A 19,488-nucleotide genomic window follows, 5' to 3' on the forward strand; every position below is an offset into this window, starting at 1 on the left:
CGACTGATAAGCTTGCGAGCGGCAGCATAACAACTAGCAAGCCGACTGATAAGCTTGCGAGCGGCAGCATAACAACTAGCAAGCTGGCTGATGAAAGTGTGACGAGTGATAAGCTTGCCAAAGAGAGCATAACTAGTGATAAGCTATCAGGGGAAAGTGTTACGACTGATAAGCTTGCGAGCGGCAGCATAACAACTAGCAAGCTGGCTGATGAAAGTGTGACGAGTGATAAGCTTGCCAAAGAGAGCATAACTAGTGATAAGCTATCAGGGGAAAGTGTTACGACTGATAAGCTCGCGAGCGGCAGCATAACAAACAGCAAGCTGTCAGACGAAAGTGTCACAGCCGAGAAGCTGGCGGACGACAGCATCACGAGCCGTAAGCTGGTAGATGAGAGTGTGACGACCGAGAAGCTGGCGGATGATAGCATTACAGTTGAGAAACTTGCAGACAAAAGTATCATAAGCAGCAAGCTGGCCGACGAAAGTGTTTCAACTACAAAGCTTGCGGACAGCAGCGTTACAAGCAGCAAGCTGATAGACGAAAGCGTAACGACCGAGAAGCTGGCTGGCGAAAGTGTCACAGCTGATAAGCTTGCGATTAGCAGCATTACAACTAGTAAGCTGTCAGAAGCAAGCGTGACGACTGAGAAGCTTGCGGACAGCAGCATCACAACGAGCAAACTGGCCGAAGAAAGTATCACGACTGGGAAGCTTGTAGACGGAAGCATCATAAGCAGCAAGCTGGCGGATGGTAGTGTTTCATCTGCGAAACTGGCAGACAACAGCATCACAAGTGGTAAACTGGCCGACGGGATTATCACCGGAAATAAGTTATCAGATGGAAGTGTCTCAGCTGTTAAACTCGCACAGGGAAGTGTGACGACTGCGAAGCTTGCTGACGAAAGCATCACTAGCGAGAAGCTGGCGGACGAAAGCGTCATAACCGAGAAAATAGCCGATGAGAGTGTGACGAGTGAGAAGCTTGCTGATGAAAGTGTGACTAGAGAGAAGCTCGCGGAGGAGAGCGTTTGTGGCTGGCATATTGCTCCAGAAGCCATCACACTGGAAAAGTTTGCACCAGAACTTGTGTCTGCTTTATTCCCAGCTCTAGTCGAAGAAATGATGGAGGAGTCAAAACCGGAGCCAGTGCCAGCCTTTATTCGATCAACGGGAAGCAGCCAAGTGATCCAGCAATTTGGGCTTAATCCGTATTCCTTCTTCAAAAAGGGTAAAATGCTGGAAGTGGAGATCCTATTTGAAGAACCATTCAGCGATACCAATTATGTTATAACTGCTATCTGTGACAACCCGGAATGTTATGTCTCTATATTTAGCAAATCCGAGGATAGAGCCATTCTTAATATTATTCGCTCCAGAGGATCATTTGAACCTGAAGGATATATGAACTGGATTGCTATTGGCCGATAATATTCATTCTTTTTCATAGAGGATTGGAAGCGTGGAGTACGCTTCTATCCTCTTTTTTATTTATAGCGGGACATCCGTCTTGGAAGTTGTACAAATGCCGTTGCGCCAGCAGGAGCTATACATACTATGTGATGTACATCAATTAAGCTTGTAAATTTTAATAGGCGTAAACTGAGGTGATTTAGTGGATGAAACGCGCAGAGCGATTGATAGGCAGCCGGGCAGGAAGCCGATCATCGGAGCACGGATCTTACAAGCCTCATCCTAATCCGATTGTATCGGTTATTATCCCTGTTATGAATGAAAGATCGACCATCGGGCGCGTGATTCGCGAAGCTGCAAAAGTACATCCTCGGACAGAAGTTATCGTAGTGGCTAATGGTTCAAAGGATGGTTCAATTGCAATTGCTAGGAAGATGGGAGCTAGAGTGCTGCAATTCGAGAAGCCCCTTGGTCATGACGTAGGAAGAACGATGGGGGCTCTAGAGGCCAAAGGCGAGGTCCTGCTTTTTATTGACGGCGATATGGTTATATCAGCCTCTCAATTACGCCCTTTCATTCACGCGGTGAAAGAAAGAGGAGTAGATGCGGCACTGAACAACTATTCCGGCCCCGTTCATAAAGTGAATGTTCATAGTGTAGTGCTTGCAAAACATGCTTTAAACGCGGTTCTGCAAAGGCCAGATCTGAAAGGTATTTCGTTTACAGCTGTACCCCATGCCATTAGCCGAAAATGTCTGGATACGATTGGGGCATCAGCCTTGTCTGTCCCTCCGCTTGCTCATGCAATGGCTGTAAAGGAAGGGCTTAAGGTTGCTGCCGTGCATACCGTTAATGTCGGCAAATTAAATAAACCTCGTCCGGAGCGGGAAAGGAAAAATCCACTTGAACGGTTAATTCTAGGCGATCATTTGGAGGCGATCTATTGGCTGCTTTCATGCACAGATGAACGGGGCGGGTTCGAGGATCGGCTGCGCAAGCGCGAGATGGCCTTGTAAGTCTGCACATGATAGGAGGTATGTACAATGAAAGCTGTTATATTGGCAGGTGGAACGGGATCGCGGCTTATGCCTTTAACTTCTTATATCAATAAGCATATGCTGCCTGTCGGTAAACTTCCAATGATCCATCATGGTATTCAGTCCCTGCAGAAAGCAGGAATTCAGGACATTCTGATTATCACGAATCGGCAATCTGCAGGAATGTTCATTCAATATTTCGGAAACGGACATCAAATGAAGATGTCGCTGGCGTATCGGATTCAAGAGGAAGCCGCCGGCATTGCAGACGCCTTGCAGCTTGCGAGACCGTTTATCAATGATGGGGAAAAGTTCCTTGTACTCTTGGGCGACAATTTATTTGATGAGGATTTAACACCTTATGTGGAAGATTTTCAGAAGCAGGCAGAGGGAGCGATGGTACTTCTTAAGCAGGTGGATGACCCGCGCCGCTATGGCGTTCCAGTCTTCAGTCCCTCCGGTACCATCCTTCATATTGAAGAAAAGCCTGCCGAGCCGGAATCCGATCTATCGGTTACTGGTTTATATATGTATAGTACTGATGTCTTTCAGCATATCGAGAATATTAGCCCGTCCAGCAGAGGGGAGCTGGAGATTACGGATCTTAACAACCACTATGCAGCCGCCGGACTATTAACCTATAGGGAAATATCCGGCTGGTGGATCGATGCAGGAACATTCGAGTCGCTGAGAGAAGCATCCGCCCGATATTGGGATAAAGAATACTAGACGGGAGAGATCATACGTGAGACGAAAGTCGCGGAACATCCGTCGTCTCAAGCTCGTACCAACGCAAGAGGGCAGGCGCTTGGACAGTTATAAGGCCGGTTTGCAAGCGGGGTACAATCAGGGGCTGCAAGCAGGTCAAAGCAGCTACCACGCTTTATTCGAAGGAACCAGCATCATCATCCCGAGCTATAATCAAGTGGATTATTTGAGAGCGTGTATCGATAGCATTATGGATAATACCGAACAGCCTCATGAAATTATTGTGGTCGATAATGCGTCAACCGACGGGACTGTAGATTATTTGGAACAGCTCGACGGGCAGGTGCGTTATCGAGTTTTAAGCGAGAATTACGGATTTTCCGGAGCGGTAAATATGGGGCTCATGATGGCCAAAGGAACAACTATGGTCGTTCTTAATAATGATACGCTCCTGACGGATAACTGGCTTGGCAACATGCTGATCTGTCTGCACAGTGATCCAACGATTGGACTGGTGGGTCCTGTCACCAATTATATTAGTGGGGATCAGCAGATTCAGGTACCTTATGTGAGTATTGAAGATATGCCTGAGTTTGCTAGACTTAATAATATTTCCGATCCGAAGCGATGGGAGAGAACAGACAGACTTCCGGGCTTTTGCCTCTTGTTCAGGCGGGAGTTGTGGGAGAAAATCGGTTTCCTGGACGAAGGCTTCGAATACGGCAACTATGAAGATGATGATTATAATATTCGGGTCCGGCTGCTTGGGTACTCACTTGTTATTGCGAGAGATTCATTTATCCACCACTTCGGGAGTGTAAGCATTAAGGCGCTTGGTGACCAGCTTGAAGAAGTGACAACCCGGAATATGGTTTACTATATGACCAAATGGAACAATCCGTACGCTTGGATTCATCAGCTTCGTGCGGGTGAGCATGGCAAGCCTTCCTCTTCCCTGATGACGAAAGGGGAAACAGCCTTTTATCCAGAGGGAATTGTGGTGAAGGGAATTGGACCACAAGCCTACTGGATTGAGAATGGAGTCAAGCGGCCAATTGAAGGTGGTTGGTCAGGTCCGATTGTAAGGCTTCCGCAAATCCTCATTCGTAACTGGCCGATGGGCGGCCCTCTGTCAACCTTGGAGGCTGAGGTCAAATGGCAGACGCTGCATTACGTTCATCACGGTGCACCATTACACGGACAGATTGCAAGCGGACTTGATGGGTTCCTCTATTATCTGGAGCATGGTATGAAACGGAAAGTGATTACCGAAGCGGCGGCTGCAGCCTGGAATCTGAAAGCCAGAGCCAAATATCCGCTGACGGTTGAACAGCTGGAAGCACTACCGGAAGGGCTGCCGCTTATTCCTCCGGTCAAGCTGCGACAAGCGTTGTAGGCATGCCGCATGTATCACCCTTTTTCCCTGATGCATATGCTGGTATGACGACATCTGTAGAGAGCTAAGGTTATTGCTGCCAGAGGAGGGGACCGAATTGCAGCAGATCGTAAATGAAATTATTGAGCATCTATCCTATTCCCATCATCAGATGGCTCGTATGATTGACTCCAAGCGTCATGTTGTCGTGCGGATGGCTGAGGTTGTGAAGGCGATTCCCGATAAAGATCCGAACTTTGGGGGAACGGATGGGCTGCTGTCCAATACCCAATCCTTACTAGGCGGAATAGTCTCTTACTTGACGACGATTGCGGAACTGCAAGAAACACTTGCAGCACAGCTGACGTTTACCGTTCGCGAGCTTCGTCTTGAAGATGAGGAGTGAATCGGAAGGAGGGCGTCTGTCATGAATCGTGAACAGGCTTATAAGCGTATGCTTGGCGCTACCGCCAATATGCAGTGGAACATCGCACTGATGCTAGAAGCAAAAGCAGAGGAAGCGGAAAAAGCACGTAATTGGATATGCAACCATATCACATCGGCTTCCTTCTTAGGTGAACAAACGCAAATGAAACAATCCGCCCAAGTCAATGAGCAGGTTATTGAAGTATTGGACGGCGTAAACAAAATGAGTCAAGGGATTCTCTCTGTCATGAAGTCCGTTCTGCAGAAATCCAATGAGGGCGGGGGCGACGGCGACGACGAAGAAATGCTATTTGGCATGGGTGATATCGATTGAGCATGATCACTCATAGAGAGCGGGAAGTGAAGCTGGAGCTTCTGTCTTCTTTGGCAAGAAGCCAAGCAGCGCTTGCCCGAATTCTGGATAGTATTGCTGTCGTATCGGAGGCTTCACCTGAGCTTGCGAGAAACATTGCAGAAAATGTGAAGCTGCTGACTGGGATGCAGGCGAATATAACGGAAGCTGTAACGGGACTGTCTTTGAAGCGCAAGCGCAGGAAGACTAGCAGCCCCGTTCATCCATGGCTGAATACGAAGATTACAAGTATAAGAATGTCATCACGAAGGAGGCGTTTGATATGAAGAAGAAAGCTGCCTCTGCTGCGAAACGGAAAGCCAAACGCAAGCCTCATGTACGTACTAAACGCAAAGCAGTAGGAGCGCGGAAGCTGGCCGGCAAGAAAACAGGCAAGGGCACATTGAGGCGTCGAAAGTCAGCGGTTAGAAAGAGAAGAAGAAAAAGCTTCGATTCCGTAAGTTATGATGAAGGCTTTAATCAAACCTATAACGAAGGCTACAACGCCGGTTTTGCTAAAGGGTTCGAAGATGGACATCAAATAGCTTACGAGACGCAGGTGTAGTATCAGCGATACAGGTCTTAGATCTGCCTTGTTCATGCCCATGATGGACAAATCAGGAATAAGGCTTTTTTTGTATAATCATCACACACGGGCAGGTGAAGGGGTATTTTGAATACGGCAGCAGAAGTGTCGTTTCAAACGGGCAGGCAGCAGGGCTTTGCAGCCGGATTCCATACAGGATGGCGGGATGGAGCTTGCGAATGGGCCAAAGCGGCTTCCATTACTCCTCAGCCAGAGATACAGCCTTTGCGAGTATTGTATATCCCGCAAGGTTCATTAGGATTTGAAGCGATAGACTCCGGTATTATTCTTGCCCTGCAGAGATGCACCAGCGAAGTTCTGGTAGGCACGCAGGAGCAATTATTGGAGCAGGCCATTGCTTTTCAGCCAAATATAATGATTGTGCTAAATGGTTTATATACGTTTCCTCCCGATCATTTGCAGCAAATAGATGCGATAAGGGCACTCGGCATCCGAACCGTGATCTGGTTTGTAGATGATCCTTATATGACGGATCAGACGGTCCCAATTGCTCTTCATTATGATGTTGTATTGACCCATGAACGGAGTACCGTTCAGCTGTACCAACAGCATGGATGTCTTCAGGTGCATCATATGCCATTAGCAGTGAATGAAGCGATATACCGGCCTTTCCGGGCGGAGAAACCATATGAGTATGATGTTTGCTTTATCGGGGTCGCTTTCTGGAACCGGGTAGAGTTGTTTGATGCCATTGCCAAGCAGCTGTCTCATAGGCGGTTGTTTATTGGCGGAGGGCATTGGGAACGGTTGAAAAATTATTCCCTGCTTAAGCCATTCATTCATTCGGGAGAAATTGTACCAGAGGAAGCTGCCCGTTATTATAACGGCTCCAAGATTATCATTAATCTTCACCGTACTGATGTTCCTGGGAAAGATAATCAGAATGAAGCCCAGCTGCCAGGGCTGTCGATAAATCCAAGGACGTATGATGTAGCAGCCTGTGCCACGCTGCAATTAACCGATATCCGTGACGACCTTATTCATCAGTATCGTCCAGGTCATGAGATTGAAACGTATAACGGGACAGCCGAATTGCTGGAGAAGATTGATTATTATTTGACTCATGAAGAAGAACGGCTTCGCATTGCGATGAGAGGGTTATATAGGACTTTACGAGATCATACGATGACTACGCGAATGGCATCGCTATTGACATTATTGAAGTAGGAGTGACGAATATGGCGCCAGGGCTCAAAAGAAAGCTCGATGAGGAGGCTGGGCGAGCGGCAGGGTTTCAATTAGGCTGGGATCATGGCTATTGGTACGGTATATGCGAATCGGCAATTAGCCGGATTCCGCAGGTAAGCCAAGTATGGCCGATTCATGCCATGTTTGTTGAAACGGGAAAAGGCTTCCCTTATTCGCCAATTGATGAAGCGGTAAGAGAAACCCTGTCAGCTTTCGTTCAGCGTTTGACTGTGGTTAATGGCTCACAGCCAGTCGCGGATATCGCGATTGCAGAACGACCGGATATTGTAATCGTACTTGACGGCCTGCAATTTGATATCGGACAGATTATTGCGATGAAGGATAATGGGATTCGCACGGCGATCTGGCTGACGGATGATCCTTATTATATGGACATTACAACCAGCCTCGTCCCTCATTATGATACGGTATTCACGTTGGAGAGGAACTCTGTCGATTATTACAAACAGCTGGGCTGTCAGCAAGTACATTATTTGCCCTTTTGCTTCCACCCATCCCAATACAGGCCAACGAATCCTGATCGATCGATTCGAAAAGAAATTACATTTATAGGTTCAGCTTATCTAAACAGGGTGAGCTACTTCAATGAATTAACTTCTTACCTGGCAGGTAAAGACACCTTAATATCTGGCATTTGGTGGGATAGGCTAGCCAAATATGATCAGCTTCGTTCCAAAATTAAACTGAACCATTGGATGGGGTCAGCCGAAACCTCTCTCACTTATAATGCATCCAAAATAGTGATCAATATGCATCGAGCACATGATGATGCGTTGTATAACAGCAATACAATTGGTTTGACTGCCGTTTCGCCAAACCCACGCACGTTCGAGATTGCGGCTTGCGGCGTCCTGCAGATATGCGATATTCGTGACGACCTGGCTTCATTCTTTATACCGGATGTAGAGATTGTAACGTATTCTTCTCCAATGGAGCTTGTACAGAAAATGGATTATTATCTGAGCCATGAACAAGAGCGGAAACAGATTGCCCTTCGCGGCATGTATCGTGCTTTCCGGGATCATACGTATGCGAACCGCATTCATACGATGCTGTCCATCTTATTCCCATTGACTTGAAAGAAATTTCAAATGGACCAGCGCAGTATAACGCCAGATTGGGTCAAACCACCTCCAAAGCCATAAAGCAGCAGCAGATGTCCAGGCAGCACACGCTGGTCGCGGACAGCGGCGTCAAGAGCAAGTGGAATGGATGCAGCTGATGTATTGCCGTAATGCTCAATGCTCGACAAAGCCTGCTGCTCGCTTATGCCGGTCCGTTCGCATAACGCGTCGATTATGCGCTGATTCGCGTTGTGCGGAACGAACCAGTTCATCTGGGAAGGTGCATAGCCGCTTTCATGAAGCAGATTGGAGATCCCTTCAGAAACATGGCTTAAAGCCCAGCGGTATACTTCACGGCCATTTTGTACGATACGGCTTGTCGTATCGATATCCGCTGCATTAATTGTGGAGGACAAGCCGCTGCGGTAAACATGATGTCCACCTGATCCATCCGTATGAGAGGAGGCAGCTAAAATGTCTCCTTCAGCTGTGGCTTTGGCTTCCATTAAGATAGCGCCAGCCCCGTCTCCAAATAAGATGCAGGTCGTCCGGTCAGAATAGTTCGTTACTTTAGACAGGGTTTCTCCGCCAATAACAAGAATTTTACGGTAAACTCCCGACAACAGCAGACCATTAGCAAGCTGAATCGAAGAAGTGAAACCGGCACAGGCTGCCTGAATATCGATCGCACCGCATTGCGTGATGCCAAGTGCTCCTTGAACTTGTGCGGCTACACTGGGGATGACGTTATCTGGAGTTGAGGTTGCTACGATAATGTAGTCCACGTCTTGGACATCTACTCCGTAACGCTCTTGCATATTACGAACTGCCTCTATACATAAATCGCTTGTGAACTGATCCTCAGCTGCAACACGGCGTTCACGGATGCCTGTACGCTGTACAATCCATTCGTCAGAGGTCTCAACGATTTGTTCTAAATCAGCATTGGAGAGAATTTTCTCAGGCATATAAGTGCCAATAGCTGTAATAGCGGCATTGGAATGGAATTGCTTTTCCATAATAAACAGCTCCTTCACGATTTTATTTAGTACCTGGTACTAACACCTGATATTAACTTACTCAAACAGAGAGGATTTGTCAAGGGTTACGGCAGGATAGCTTCGTAATCATCCGCACACAATAATGGACGGGTCAAAGCCTAACTAACCGAATGGAGGAGTGGCCAGTTCATGAAAAACAAATTCATTCTTCTCACAGCAAGTGTGGCTTTAGCAACAACGTTAGCAGGATGTGCAGCTAATCAGGGGGATCTAGGCAACAAAAACATTCGTCCCAATAGTGTACGTTACGATGCTAATGGTAATGCGATCCGTAACTTAGCAGTTCCGGGTGCAATGACAGACAAACGGTTCGCCAATGACCAGATGAATGAGATGAATCGTGTCAATGGTCGTCGCCTCAACAGCAACAATATTGTTGGCAGTCATAAAAATTATAAAATGGAAATGAGCGATGAAATCGCTAAGCGGATTGTTGCATTAAATACGGTCAAATCAGCCAATGTCATGCTGACAGACAATAATGCTTATGTGGCCGTATCTTTCGAGGATCATGTAAACGACTTAAGCGCAAAAAGCATCAGCCGTACAAACAGAAGCTACATGACCAGCCCGATTACCGATACCAACCGCAGCATGAACGGCACCTATGGAGCGAATGGGAAATACGGTATGAACGGGATGAATGGCACGTATGGCATGAATCCAGCGATGAACGGCCATGGTACAACGAGTAACAATAGCAACGGCATGCGTGGTCTAAGTATGACGAATACCGGAGAAAGTCAGCTCACGGATAAAATTAAAAGCGATATCGCTGCAGAAGTTAAGCGAATACACCCATCGATTCAAAATGTTTATGTATCCGCAAACCCAGATTTTGTAGACCGCATGACCAGCTATATGGGCGATGTAAGACTTGGCCACCCAATCCAAGGCTTTGTATCTGAATTTAATGCGATGGTTGAACGGATTTTCCCGGCTAATGCAACCAAGTTGAATTCCCAAAGCGCAAAGCATACTTCCCCGCATATCTATGATCGTCGTTAAAACACAATAGAACAAAAAAAGGGCCCGCTTGCAAAAGCGGGCCTGTCCTAGAAAATGGTATCAACTGTGGGGTTGATGCATATGATTGTATCGAAGAAAGCTTAGTGTAAGATTAAAGAACTTTGTCGAAATTGAAACAAAGTAAAACCCCGCCCCTTTTATAAAAGGAACGGGGAAGCTAGATAGCCCAAATCGAGGTTGGGTTGGTTAGATTTGTAACTCCCCAAGCTTGATCAGCTCGACAACTGCTTGTGAACGACCTTTAACGTTCAATTTTTGCATGACATTGGAAATGTGGTTGCGGACGGTTTTTTCGCTAATAAATAATTGCTGTGCAATATCTCTAGTTGTCTTATCTTGCACCAGCAGCTCAAATACCTCGCGTTCACGATGCGTTAATAAAAACTTGCTCTTATGGTCGCTACCCTTCAAGTTTGTCACCCCTCCTTGCTCGGGTTTTTATGGTTTAACAAGGTTAAGGGATACAGTCAAAATTATAGTATGAATTGGCCGTGGCAATGGTGCTGTATGTAGGGAAAATGGGCGCTTATAATAAAAGAAGGGCTGTCCAACCTGTCATGATAATGACCGGTTGGACAGCCCTTCTATTGCGATCTAGTAGCCGTCCGTCCGATGTCCCAGTTCCTCAGCAATTTCCATGCCTTCGCGAGCAGGGAACGTACCGATATGATCGGATTTCATCGAGGCCGATTTCTTGATGGATTCCGCGACTAGGCGGCCGTACTCCGGATCAGCATTGGTCAAATTCGCAAGCATCTTCTCTTGAATGACAAGTGCACATGTCGATAACGCATCGCCGAGGTTATGAACGAGTTCATCACGTTCCCACTGCTCCAGCTTACGGAATGTTTCGCCGGCTTGGCCAAAGTTGTTTGTCCGGTCGATCGTTTGGCGGACCAGATTCGCATCATAATGCGGTTCATGCGGTTCACCGGAAGCTTCTGCCTCTACAAGTCCGTTTAAGCTTGACGGCTCATAGTTAATATGCGGATTTTGACCAGGGGCTACATCCACATAGAAGGCCATTTGGCCGTCACGCTGGTTAGTCGCGGCACGTTTCTTTGGTGCGTTGATCGGCAGCTGCAAGTAGTTCGCTCCAACACGGTAACGCTGGGTATCCGAGTAAGATAAGGTACGCCCTTGCAGCATTTTATCGTCAGAGAAGTCAAGTCCGTCCACCAGAACCCCCGTACCAAACGCCGCTTGTTCCACTTCTGCAAAGTAGTTTTCCGGATTTTTATTAAGCACCATCTTACCTACAGGAACCATAGGGAATTTGTCTTCATCCCATAGTTTTGTATCGTCAAGTGGATCGAAATCAAGCTCTGGGTGCTCGCCATCCTCCATGATTTGAACCTTCAGTTCCCACGCTGGATAATCACCGCGCTCAATCGCTTCATACAAATCCTGTGTCGCATGATTGAAGTTTTTCGCTTGAATTTCTTCTGCTTCACTTTGAGTTAGATTGCGGATACCTTGCTGCGGATCCCAATGATATTTAACCAGAACAGCTTCGCCTTGCGCATTTACCCACTTGTATGTATTCACCCCAGAACCCTGCATTTGACGGTAGTTAGCCGGAATACCCCATGGTGAGAACAGGAAGGTAATCATATGTGTTGCTTCAGGTGAATTGGATACAAAATCAAAGAAACGCTCCATACTCTGAATGTTGGTTACGGGATCTGGCTTAAAGGCATGAACCATATCCGGGAACTTCATCGCATCGCGGATGAAGAAGACTTTCAGATTGTTGCCAACCAGATCCCAGTTGCCGTCTTCGGTGTAGAACTTTGTAGCGAAGCCGCGAGGATCACGTAGTGTTTCCGGCGAATGCCCGCCGTGAATAACGCTGGAGAAGCGAACGAAGACAGGCGTTTGTTTCCCTTTTTCCTGGAACAGCTTCGCTCTCGTATATTTGCTGATTGGTTCGTTGCCAAAGGTTCCATACGCTTCGAAATAGCCATGTGCCCCGGCGCCACGCCCATGCACGACACGTTCAGGTACACGTTCCCGGTCGAAGTGCGTAATTTTCTCGATAAATTGATAATTTTCTAACGTGGCAGGACCACGGTTGCCTACTGTTCTGGTGTTCTGGTTATCTGTTACGGGATGACCCTGTCTTGTTGTCAGCGTCATATCCGTTTCTCCCGCCGCTTTACGGTTATCTGCAGATCCGCCAGCTCCGGTTGCGTTTGTGCCATTCATCTCATTTGCAGACATTATAACTTTCCCTCCATTTCCATAATTCAGGTGATTGACCACATCCTCCACTACTATTCCTCATTCGCTTCGGGATTATGAGATTAATGGTAAATTTGTTTCTTTTGGGTACTCCCCTATTCAGGCTTGCTGCCGCGTAGTACTGTATTAGAAAACGGCCTGCACCAAGGGGGAAGGAAGTACGATATGAACATTCTGATCGTCGACGATGAACCAAGACACTTAAGAGGGATGGCTGGCATGATCCAATCGATGCGTCCGGAGGCAAAAGTGACGACGGCCAAAGACGGAGCAGTTGCACTTGCCATGGTAAAAGAAAATCTGCCAGATGTAGTGCTGAGCGACATTCAGATGCCTAATTTGGATGGTCTAGCTTTCTTGCAGCTGCTTAAGGAAGAAGGCTTGCAGACCAAGGTTGTTATGGTGTCTGCCTACAATCTGTTTGAATATGCCCAGACTGCTATTCGGCACGGCGCTTATGATTATTTGCTTAAGCCTGTAGACATAGAGAAGGTGGAGACGCTGCTGCAGCGGCTGGAGGAGCAGTTCGCGGCAGAAGCCAAAGAGCGGGGTGAATCTGCTGAGTTAAAGCAAAAGCTTGAACTTGCTTCTCCCGCTTATCGAAGCCGGATGCTTCATCAGTGGCTGATCGGCGAGCTGCCTTCGGACCAAGGTGCCGAATTGGAGGAGTGGCCGCTTCTTCAGGAGGTGAATGTCCTCCTGCTGACAGATATCAGAAGATTAGAAGCAGAGGAAGCACTTCCGCCTCAGTTGATGGAAGATCTGTCCCGGAAGCTCAGGAGCTTTGCGGACAGATTCGGACAATACTGTGTATTTCCGCTTCAGACCATGCAGCAGGGAGACAGGCTTGTTACCGCGCTGAAGCTCGGACAATTGTCAGACCAGTCAGCAGCAGAGCTTGCTGCAACACTGAGGGATTGTACTTCTTCCTGGCAGCTGCATGGCAAAGTCATTCACGGGATAGCTGTCCGTATTGTTCAGGAAGGCATTCCGGATTTGTATCAGAGGACGGAGACGGCCTTGCATTATGCTTTCTATGATGAATGGCAGGGAGTTGTAGCTGCGGAGGAGATTGCCGCATATGAGCCGAAGGAAGCGCTCTATAAGCTGGATGGAGAGCTGTTGTTCGAAGCCCTTCAAGAAGCTTCCTTCAAGAAGGCAGAGGAAATGTGCCAAGAAGCGTTCAAGACTCTGGCAGCCGGCGGTTACACCGAGCCTAAGCTGATGATCAATTATGCTGCGTTAACCTTGATTAAGATCAAAAGCCGAACCTCAGGTATTATTGATCCGCAGGTTGGAAGCGTACTCACAGAGACAGCTTCCAATTCGATTCCTTCCTGCAGCACGAGTGATGAACTGCTGAAGCAGCTGATGTGCTGTCTGAGCGCTGTTCATCAGGCACTTACGGACCGAAAGCAGGGCAGCGGCGATGCAGCCGTGGAGCAGTGCTTAAGCTGGATCCAGTCCCATTACCATGAGGATATTACGCTTGAGATGGCAGCCGAGCAGTTCCATTTCAATCCGTCTTATTTCAGCACCTTAATCAAAAGCCGTACAGGCCGTTCGTTCTCGGATCATCTGACTGAATCGCGGATACGGGAAGCGAAAGCACTGCTGGCAACCGGGAAGCTCAAAATATACGAAATTGCAGAACGATGCGGTTACCGGGATACGAAATATTTTACCCGAATCTTCAAACGGCAGGTCGGCCTGTCCCCAGAAGCTTATAAGCATACAGCACGTCCATTGACCGGAGGCGATACTACATGACATTCAGAATGAGGCTGTTGCTCAGCTATTTGATACTGATTGCACTGCCGCTGCTTGTACTCAGTTCACTATTCTACCGGACAAGCCTTAATGTTGTGACCGAGCAGGCACAGAAAAATGTGTACGATGTAGTCATGAAAAATAATGATGTGATCGACACGAAGCTTGGTATTGCAGATCAGAACAGCCGGGCACTATTTGTGGACAAAGACCTGTTCCAGATCTTTAACGATCTCAATCCGGCAAAGGAAGAAGAGCTGCTGGCGGCTGACCGACAGATTACAGCTATCTTAAGCAAATATTACTCTCTCAATGAGGATGTCTATTCAGCACAGCTGTGGACCTCCTATTACAATTTTGGAAGCTCTGTGCAAATGCCGCTTGGTGATCCGGTACAGTCAGACATCTATAAGGAGGCTGTTAAGGCAGGCGGGAAAATGGTCTGGTACCCGACGTACGATTTTATTCAGATGTTCAATCAGCCATGGCTGGAGAACGGGTCGATCGACTTCCGTTACTTGTTCTCGGCAACAAGACTGCTCAATTTCTCTCATATGGAGGACAGCACCCTTGTGAAGCTGAAGCCGGATGTAGAACGTCCCGTGCTTACCATCAGCTTCAAATCAACCGTAATGGACCAATTGTTCGAGAAGAGCATTCCTGCCGGTTCCACTTATATGGTGCTGAATCCGGAAGATATTGTTGTCGCTTCAAGCGATTCCACGCTCGTTACAAAGCCGTTTAAGGAAGACTGGCTTGACCAGTTTCGGGACAAGGATGGCGGGACAGCGCGGATTAAGATTGACGGGCGCAATCAGATCGTCAGCTATGCCCGTTCCGAAATAACAGGATGGCTGTCCATTGTTGTTACTCCGCAGTCTGTACTCGTTGAAAACCTTGTGCCAGTCATACGTACCTCCACGCTTGTCAGCGCAATTGCTTTAAGCGTTGTTGCTTTATTATTTGCTTATTTCATTCTAAGCCGCATCACCGGACCGATCAAAAAGCTGATGAGTGCTATGCGGTCGGTTGGCGAAGGGGATTTCGGGACTCGTGTCGAGGTGACAAGACAGGATGAGTTTGGACTGCTTTCGCAGCGCTTTAACCGGATGAACGACCGGATTGAGATGCTTGTGAAAGAAAATTATGAGATTAAGCTAAAAGAGAAAGAAGCCGAAATTCAGGCACTGAATATGCAGATGAATCCTCATTTTCTGTACAATACGCTCAATATTATGAACTGGACAGCCATTGAGAACAATCAGACCGAACTCAGCAAGATGCTTGTCTGTTTATCCAATATGCTGCACTATACGTCCCGGAAGGACTGGGGAGCTGTTCATCTGACAGACGAGTTGGAATGGATACGCAATTATTTCTTTATCATGTCAGCACGATTCGAAGGGAAATTCATCGTTTCATATGAGATCGAGCCGGTACTCTACGAGGAGAAAGTGCCAAGGCTGCTATTCCAGCCCTTTGTGGAGAATGCGATACTGCATGGGTTCAGCGGCATGGAGGAAGGCGGGGAAATTACAATCCGGGGCTGGACCGAAGGGGAAAGCCGGTATTTCGAGATCAGTGACAATGGACGTGGAATCAGCAAAGAAGGTATAGATACAATTTTATATAAGGAATCTGCATCTGTTGGCATTAAAAATACAATTTCGCGTATCCGGATGGCGTATGGTGACGAGTATGGGATCCGCATAGACTCGACGCGAGGCAAGGGGACAAGCATTGTGATCCATCTTCCGCACAAGATCCAATAAAAGTCCACCATTCTAGAAATGCTCGGGTTTTGTAAGCGTTATCTATGATCTACAATAAAAACAATCATAGACTGCAGCTATGAACCATGAGGATGGAAATAAGAGAGGGGCTCGAAAAAATGATTATGAATCGATGGAAATACACTTCCGCGTTTATGGTTACGGTTCTGTCTGCTGTGCTTGTTATGTCTGGCTGCACCAAGTCTGATAGTTCTAATGGGAATTCTCCATCCAGTGATAACGCTAGCACTTCAACAAACAATGCCGGAACCGATACGAAGAGCGGCGAGAAAATTACACTGAAGCTGACCGGATGGGGCGCACCGGCAGAGGTAGCGGCATACAAATCTGCCATTGCCAATTTCGAGCAGGATCATCCAAACGTTAAAGTCGAATTTCAATCGATTAGCAGTGGTGATTACGATACAAAGCTGACAACGATGGTTGCCGGCAACGATGAGCCGGATGTAGCGATGATGGAGTCTGCGACGATCGCCTTCCCGCTCGCTGAAGAAGGCAAGTTCCTGAATTTGCAGGACTTCCTTGCAAGCGATCAACAAATTACACTCGACTCCATCGTTCCGAATATTACCTATTCCCAGGCGCCGGGCAATATTATCGGCATCGGCCCAGGCCCGGAAACATTCGGACTGTTCTATAACGAAGATGTATTCAAGGATGCTGGTATCGAACCGCCTCCATCTGATATTTCCAAAGCATGGACCTGGGAACAGTTCGTTGATGTCGCGAAACAGTTGACGCTTGATAATAAGGGGCGGAATGCGACAGATCCAAACTTTGATCCTAAAAATATTAAACAATTTGGTATTAACCTTCCGACATGGTGGGGGCAATACAGTAACTTTATCTATTCCAATGGTGGAGATTTCCTGTCAGCAGACGGTAAGACTTTCGCTCTTAATCAACCAGCCGCTGTAGAAGTTATTCAAAAGCTTGCTGATCTGATTAATGTGTATCATGTCGCTCCATCTCCTCTGCAGTCGAAAAATATCCCGGGAACAAACGTAGCCCTGCAGACGAAGAAAGTCGCTATGGCTATTGATGGTCAATGGGCTACTTCATCGCTTGCTGAATCCAAGGTTCACTTTAACGTAGGTGTCCTGCCTGTGATGAAAGAACCGGTAACAACGGTTGTGGCCGGCATGTTCTCCATCTTCAAATCGACTAAGCATCCACAGGAAGCTTGGGAGCTCTTGAAGGCACTGCTTGATCCGGAAGCATCGCTTGATATGCTGACAAACGGAACTTGGATGCCAGCTCCTAAAGACTGGTATACCGACAGCGAGAAGCTGGCGAAGTGGACGAAGGATCTGCCTGCCCGTCCATCCGGCTACCAAGGTGCAGTTATCGATATGCTGCTCAATCACAGCCATGCAACTCCAACGGCTTATGTGAAAAACTTCAATAAAATTATGGATATCGTAAATCCCGCTCTGGATAAAGTGTGGCTGGGCAAACAGTCGGCCCAGGAAGCTCTTGATTCCATCGCCGCGAAGGCACAGCAGCAGGTGCAAGGCCGGCGTGACGTCGAGTAAGCAGTCTGCGGTAGTGGACTAAAGGAGAGGACAGCGGTTCTTGGCTCCAAGAACGTTGTCCTCTTTCATAGACAGGAGGGATACGGCATGGAAATGACGGCAAAAGATGTGCAGCCAGCGGGGACAAGAGCCAGGAATAAATTCTCCAAAAGAGAGAAGAAGGCGTTGTTCTATGGTCTGCTCTTTACAGCGCCGGCGATAATCGGCTTTATCATTTTTACATTAGGTCCGATGATCGCCAGCTTATATTTAAGCTTAACGGATTACAACGTATTCAAGGATACAACTCACTTTATCGGTCTGGACAATTATGCGAAGCTGTTCAGCGGTGAAGATGATCTGTTCTACAAGTCACTTGGTACCACCTTCTATTTTGTTATTTTACGCGTACCAGCGGTTATCATCATCTCGTTTTTCCTGGCCATTTTGCTGAATATGAACTTAAAGGGTCGTTCGCTTTTCCGGACTATTATCTACCTGCCAAGCATTGTTCCGGCGGTTGCCTCTTCGATGATCTGGCTGTGGCTGATGAACCCTGATCTAGGCTTGCTTAATACCGCTCTGGAATGGCTACACCTGCCAACAAGCTCGTGGCTATTTGGAGAGGGTAGTGTTATCCCATCCGTTGTGCTTACGACTTTATGGGGAATTGGGGGGACGGTTATTATCTTCCTCGCCGGCTTGTCTGGTGTACCGAAGTCCTATTACGAAGCAATTGATGTAGACGGCGGCGGCTGGTACAGCAAGCTGCGTCATATTACGATTCCAATGCTGACGCCAACGATCTTCTTCAATACGATTATGACGATTATCGGCTCCTTCCAAGTGTTCAGTGAAGCTTATATTCTGACCCAAGGTGGACCTAATAACAAAAGCTTGTTCTTTGTCTTCTACCTGTGGAGAACGGCCTTCCGTGATACGGAAATGGGCTATGCATCCGCACTTGCTTGGGTGTTGTTCATTATCATTATGATCTTTACAGTGTTTATCTTCAAAACCTCGAAATCCTGGGTGCATTATGAGGGGGAACGGTAATGAGAGAATCCAGGCTGAAGCTTACTGCGGGATTTACTACCCTGCTGATTATTTCCGTGATGTTTATCGTGCCGTTTGTGTGGCTGCTGCGCAGCTCGGTGATGGATCTGTCTCAAATTTTCATCATGCCGCCGCAGTGGATTCCGAAGCCTTTTCACTTTGAAAACTTCAAGGAAGCCATGACGGTCGTGCCGTTTGGCGCTTTCTTCAAAAATACGCTTATTATCGTGGCCGGTGTACTGATCGGCACAGTCGTCTCGAGTACCATTGCTGCATTCGGCTTCTCCCGCATTAAGTGGAAGGGCCGCGATATGGTGTTTGCTATTCTGATGTCTGCAATGATGCTGCCAGGAGCGGTAACACTCATTCCAAGTTTTCTCGGCTGGAAGGAGCTTGGCTTCTACGATACGTTCTATCCGCTTATTCTTCCTTCTTATTTTGGCGGCGGTATCTTTAATATCTTCCTGCTGCGTCAATTCTACATGTCGATTCCTCAGGACTTTGATGAGGCGGCGGTTGTGGACGGAGCGACTTATTTCCAAATCTATTGGCGGATTCTGCTTCCGCTCAGCCGCTCGGCTGTTATTGTTGTTGCGCTCTTTACATTCCTTGGATCATGGAATGACTTTATGGGGCCGCTTATTTATCTGAAGAGTGACAGCCACTTTACCCTTGCGCTTGGTCTGCAGATGTTCCAAGGCAGCTATAATGCACAGTGGGATTTATTGATGGCAGCATCAACTGCTGTTGTACTGCCGTGTGTATTAGTCTTTTTGGTCGGACAGCGATTCTTCCTTGAAGGAATTACACTGACGGGGCTGAAAGGGTAAG

General features: G+C 47.5%; 19 protein-coding genes. 16 read left to right on the forward strand and 3 right to left on the reverse strand.

From position 1 onward, the window contains the following. The 10 genes from AB4Y93_RS25850 to AB4Y93_RS25895 form a co-directional block, all read left to right on the forward strand. Positions 1 to 1,430 (forward strand): WIAG-tail domain (locus AB4Y93_RS25850; protein WP_441896324.1); only part of this gene is annotated, 1,430 nt, incomplete at its 5' end. 188 nt (positions 1,431 to 1,618) lie between these two features. Then, a complete protein-coding gene (locus AB4Y93_RS25855; protein ID WP_441896326.1) occupies positions 1,619 to 2,428 on the forward strand; it encodes a glycosyltransferase family 2 protein in 810 nt (269 codons plus the stop codon). 27 nt (positions 2,429 to 2,455) lie between these two features. Beyond that, a complete protein-coding gene (locus AB4Y93_RS25860; protein WP_441896327.1) occupies positions 2,456 to 3,178 on the forward strand; it encodes a sugar phosphate nucleotidyltransferase in 723 nt (240 codons plus the stop codon). A 16-nt stretch (positions 3,179 to 3,194) separates the two neighbouring features. Next, positions 3,195 to 4,553 (forward strand): glycosyltransferase family 2 protein, encoded by a 1,359-nt coding sequence (locus AB4Y93_RS25865; protein WP_441896329.1) that lies wholly within the window; start codon positions 3,195 to 3,197, stop codon positions 4,551 to 4,553. Positions 4,554 to 4,650: 97 nt separating this feature from the next. Next, positions 4,651 to 4,938 (forward strand): nucleoside-diphosphate sugar epimerase, encoded by a 288-nt coding sequence (locus tag AB4Y93_RS25870; RefSeq protein ID WP_441896330.1) that lies wholly within the window; start codon positions 4,651 to 4,653, stop codon positions 4,936 to 4,938. 21 nt (positions 4,939 to 4,959) lie between these two features. Then, entirely contained in the window at positions 4,960 to 5,292 is a 333-nt protein-coding gene (locus AB4Y93_RS25875; protein ID WP_441896332.1) for a restriction endonuclease subunit S, read from the forward strand. A gap of 2 nt (positions 5,293 to 5,294) precedes the next feature. After that, positions 5,295 to 5,597, forward strand: a complete 303-nt coding sequence (locus AB4Y93_RS25880) for a hypothetical protein (RefSeq protein WP_441896333.1) — start codon at positions 5,295 to 5,297, stop codon at positions 5,595 to 5,597. Continuing rightward, complete coding sequence (locus tag AB4Y93_RS25885) at positions 5,594 to 5,875, forward strand: hypothetical protein (protein ID WP_441896335.1); 282 nt, start codon at positions 5,594 to 5,596, stop codon at positions 5,873 to 5,875. Before AB4Y93_RS25880 ends, AB4Y93_RS25885 begins: the two co-directional genes overlap by 4 nt. A gap of 108 nt (positions 5,876 to 5,983) precedes the next feature. Next, entirely contained in the window at positions 5,984 to 7,084 is a 1,101-nt protein-coding gene (locus tag AB4Y93_RS25890; protein ID WP_441896336.1) for a CgeB family protein, read from the forward strand. 11 nt (positions 7,085 to 7,095) lie between these two features. Continuing rightward, positions 7,096 to 8,205, forward strand: a complete 1,110-nt coding sequence (locus AB4Y93_RS25895) for a CgeB family protein (RefSeq protein ID WP_441896338.1) — start codon at positions 7,096 to 7,098, stop codon at positions 8,203 to 8,205. Positions 8,206 to 8,213: 8 nt separating this feature from the next. Here the strand turns inward: AB4Y93_RS25895 and AB4Y93_RS25900 are convergent, their stop codons facing one another. Beyond that, positions 8,214 to 9,209: a ketoacyl-ACP synthase III gene (locus AB4Y93_RS25900; RefSeq protein ID WP_441896339.1), complete on the reverse strand. Its 996-nt coding sequence runs from the start codon at positions 9,207 to 9,209 to the stop codon at positions 8,214 to 8,216. 171 nt (positions 9,210 to 9,380) lie between these two features. On the opposite strand from AB4Y93_RS25900, the gene AB4Y93_RS25905 reads away from it, so the two are divergent. Further along, positions 9,381 to 10,259: a YhcN/YlaJ family sporulation lipoprotein gene (locus AB4Y93_RS25905; RefSeq protein WP_441896340.1), complete on the forward strand. Its 879-nt coding sequence runs from the start codon at positions 9,381 to 9,383 to the stop codon at positions 10,257 to 10,259. A gap of 207 nt (positions 10,260 to 10,466) precedes the next feature. Here AB4Y93_RS25905 and AB4Y93_RS25910 read toward each other — a convergent pair whose 3' ends face one another. Next, positions 10,467 to 10,691 (reverse strand): helix-turn-helix domain-containing protein, encoded by a 225-nt coding sequence (locus tag AB4Y93_RS25910; protein ID WP_006040330.1) that lies wholly within the window; start codon positions 10,689 to 10,691, stop codon positions 10,467 to 10,469. Between the two features lie 183 nt (positions 10,692 to 10,874). Continuing rightward, on the reverse strand, positions 10,875 to 12,503 hold the full coding sequence (locus AB4Y93_RS25915) for a catalase (RefSeq protein WP_441896342.1): 1,629 nt from the start codon (positions 12,501 to 12,503) through the stop codon (positions 10,875 to 10,877). Positions 12,504 to 12,689: 186 nt separating this feature from the next. Between AB4Y93_RS25915 and AB4Y93_RS25920 the strand changes: the two genes are divergently transcribed. From AB4Y93_RS25920 to AB4Y93_RS25940, 5 genes are all read left to right on the forward strand, one after another. Beyond that, entirely contained in the window at positions 12,690 to 14,294 is a 1,605-nt protein-coding gene (locus AB4Y93_RS25920) for a response regulator transcription factor (protein ID WP_441896344.1), read from the forward strand. Then, positions 14,291 to 16,066 carry a cache domain-containing sensor histidine kinase gene (locus tag AB4Y93_RS25925; protein ID WP_441896346.1) on the forward strand — a complete coding sequence of 592 codons (1,776 nt, stop codon included), beginning with the start codon at positions 14,291 to 14,293 and terminating at the stop codon, positions 16,064 to 16,066. The genes AB4Y93_RS25920 and AB4Y93_RS25925 overlap by 4 nt, the downstream gene beginning before the upstream one ends. A 119-nt stretch (positions 16,067 to 16,185) precedes the next feature. Then, positions 16,186 to 17,622 (forward strand): ABC transporter substrate-binding protein, encoded by a 1,437-nt coding sequence (locus AB4Y93_RS25930; RefSeq protein WP_441896348.1) that lies wholly within the window; start codon positions 16,186 to 16,188, stop codon positions 17,620 to 17,622. Between the two features lie 87 nt (positions 17,623 to 17,709). Beyond that, entirely contained in the window at positions 17,710 to 18,657 is a 948-nt protein-coding gene (locus AB4Y93_RS25935; RefSeq protein ID WP_441896349.1) for a carbohydrate ABC transporter permease, read from the forward strand. After that, positions 18,657 to 19,487, forward strand: coding sequence for a carbohydrate ABC transporter permease (locus AB4Y93_RS25940; RefSeq protein WP_441896351.1), 831 nt, complete (start codon positions 18,657 to 18,659; stop codon positions 19,485 to 19,487). Before AB4Y93_RS25935 ends, AB4Y93_RS25940 begins: the two co-directional genes overlap by 1 nt. Position 19,488: the final 1 nt, after the last annotated feature.

It is taken from the genome of Paenibacillus sp. YAF4_2 (genome assembly GCF_052113225.1).
GTDB lineage: Bacteria > Bacillota > Bacilli > Paenibacillales > Paenibacillaceae > Pristimantibacillus.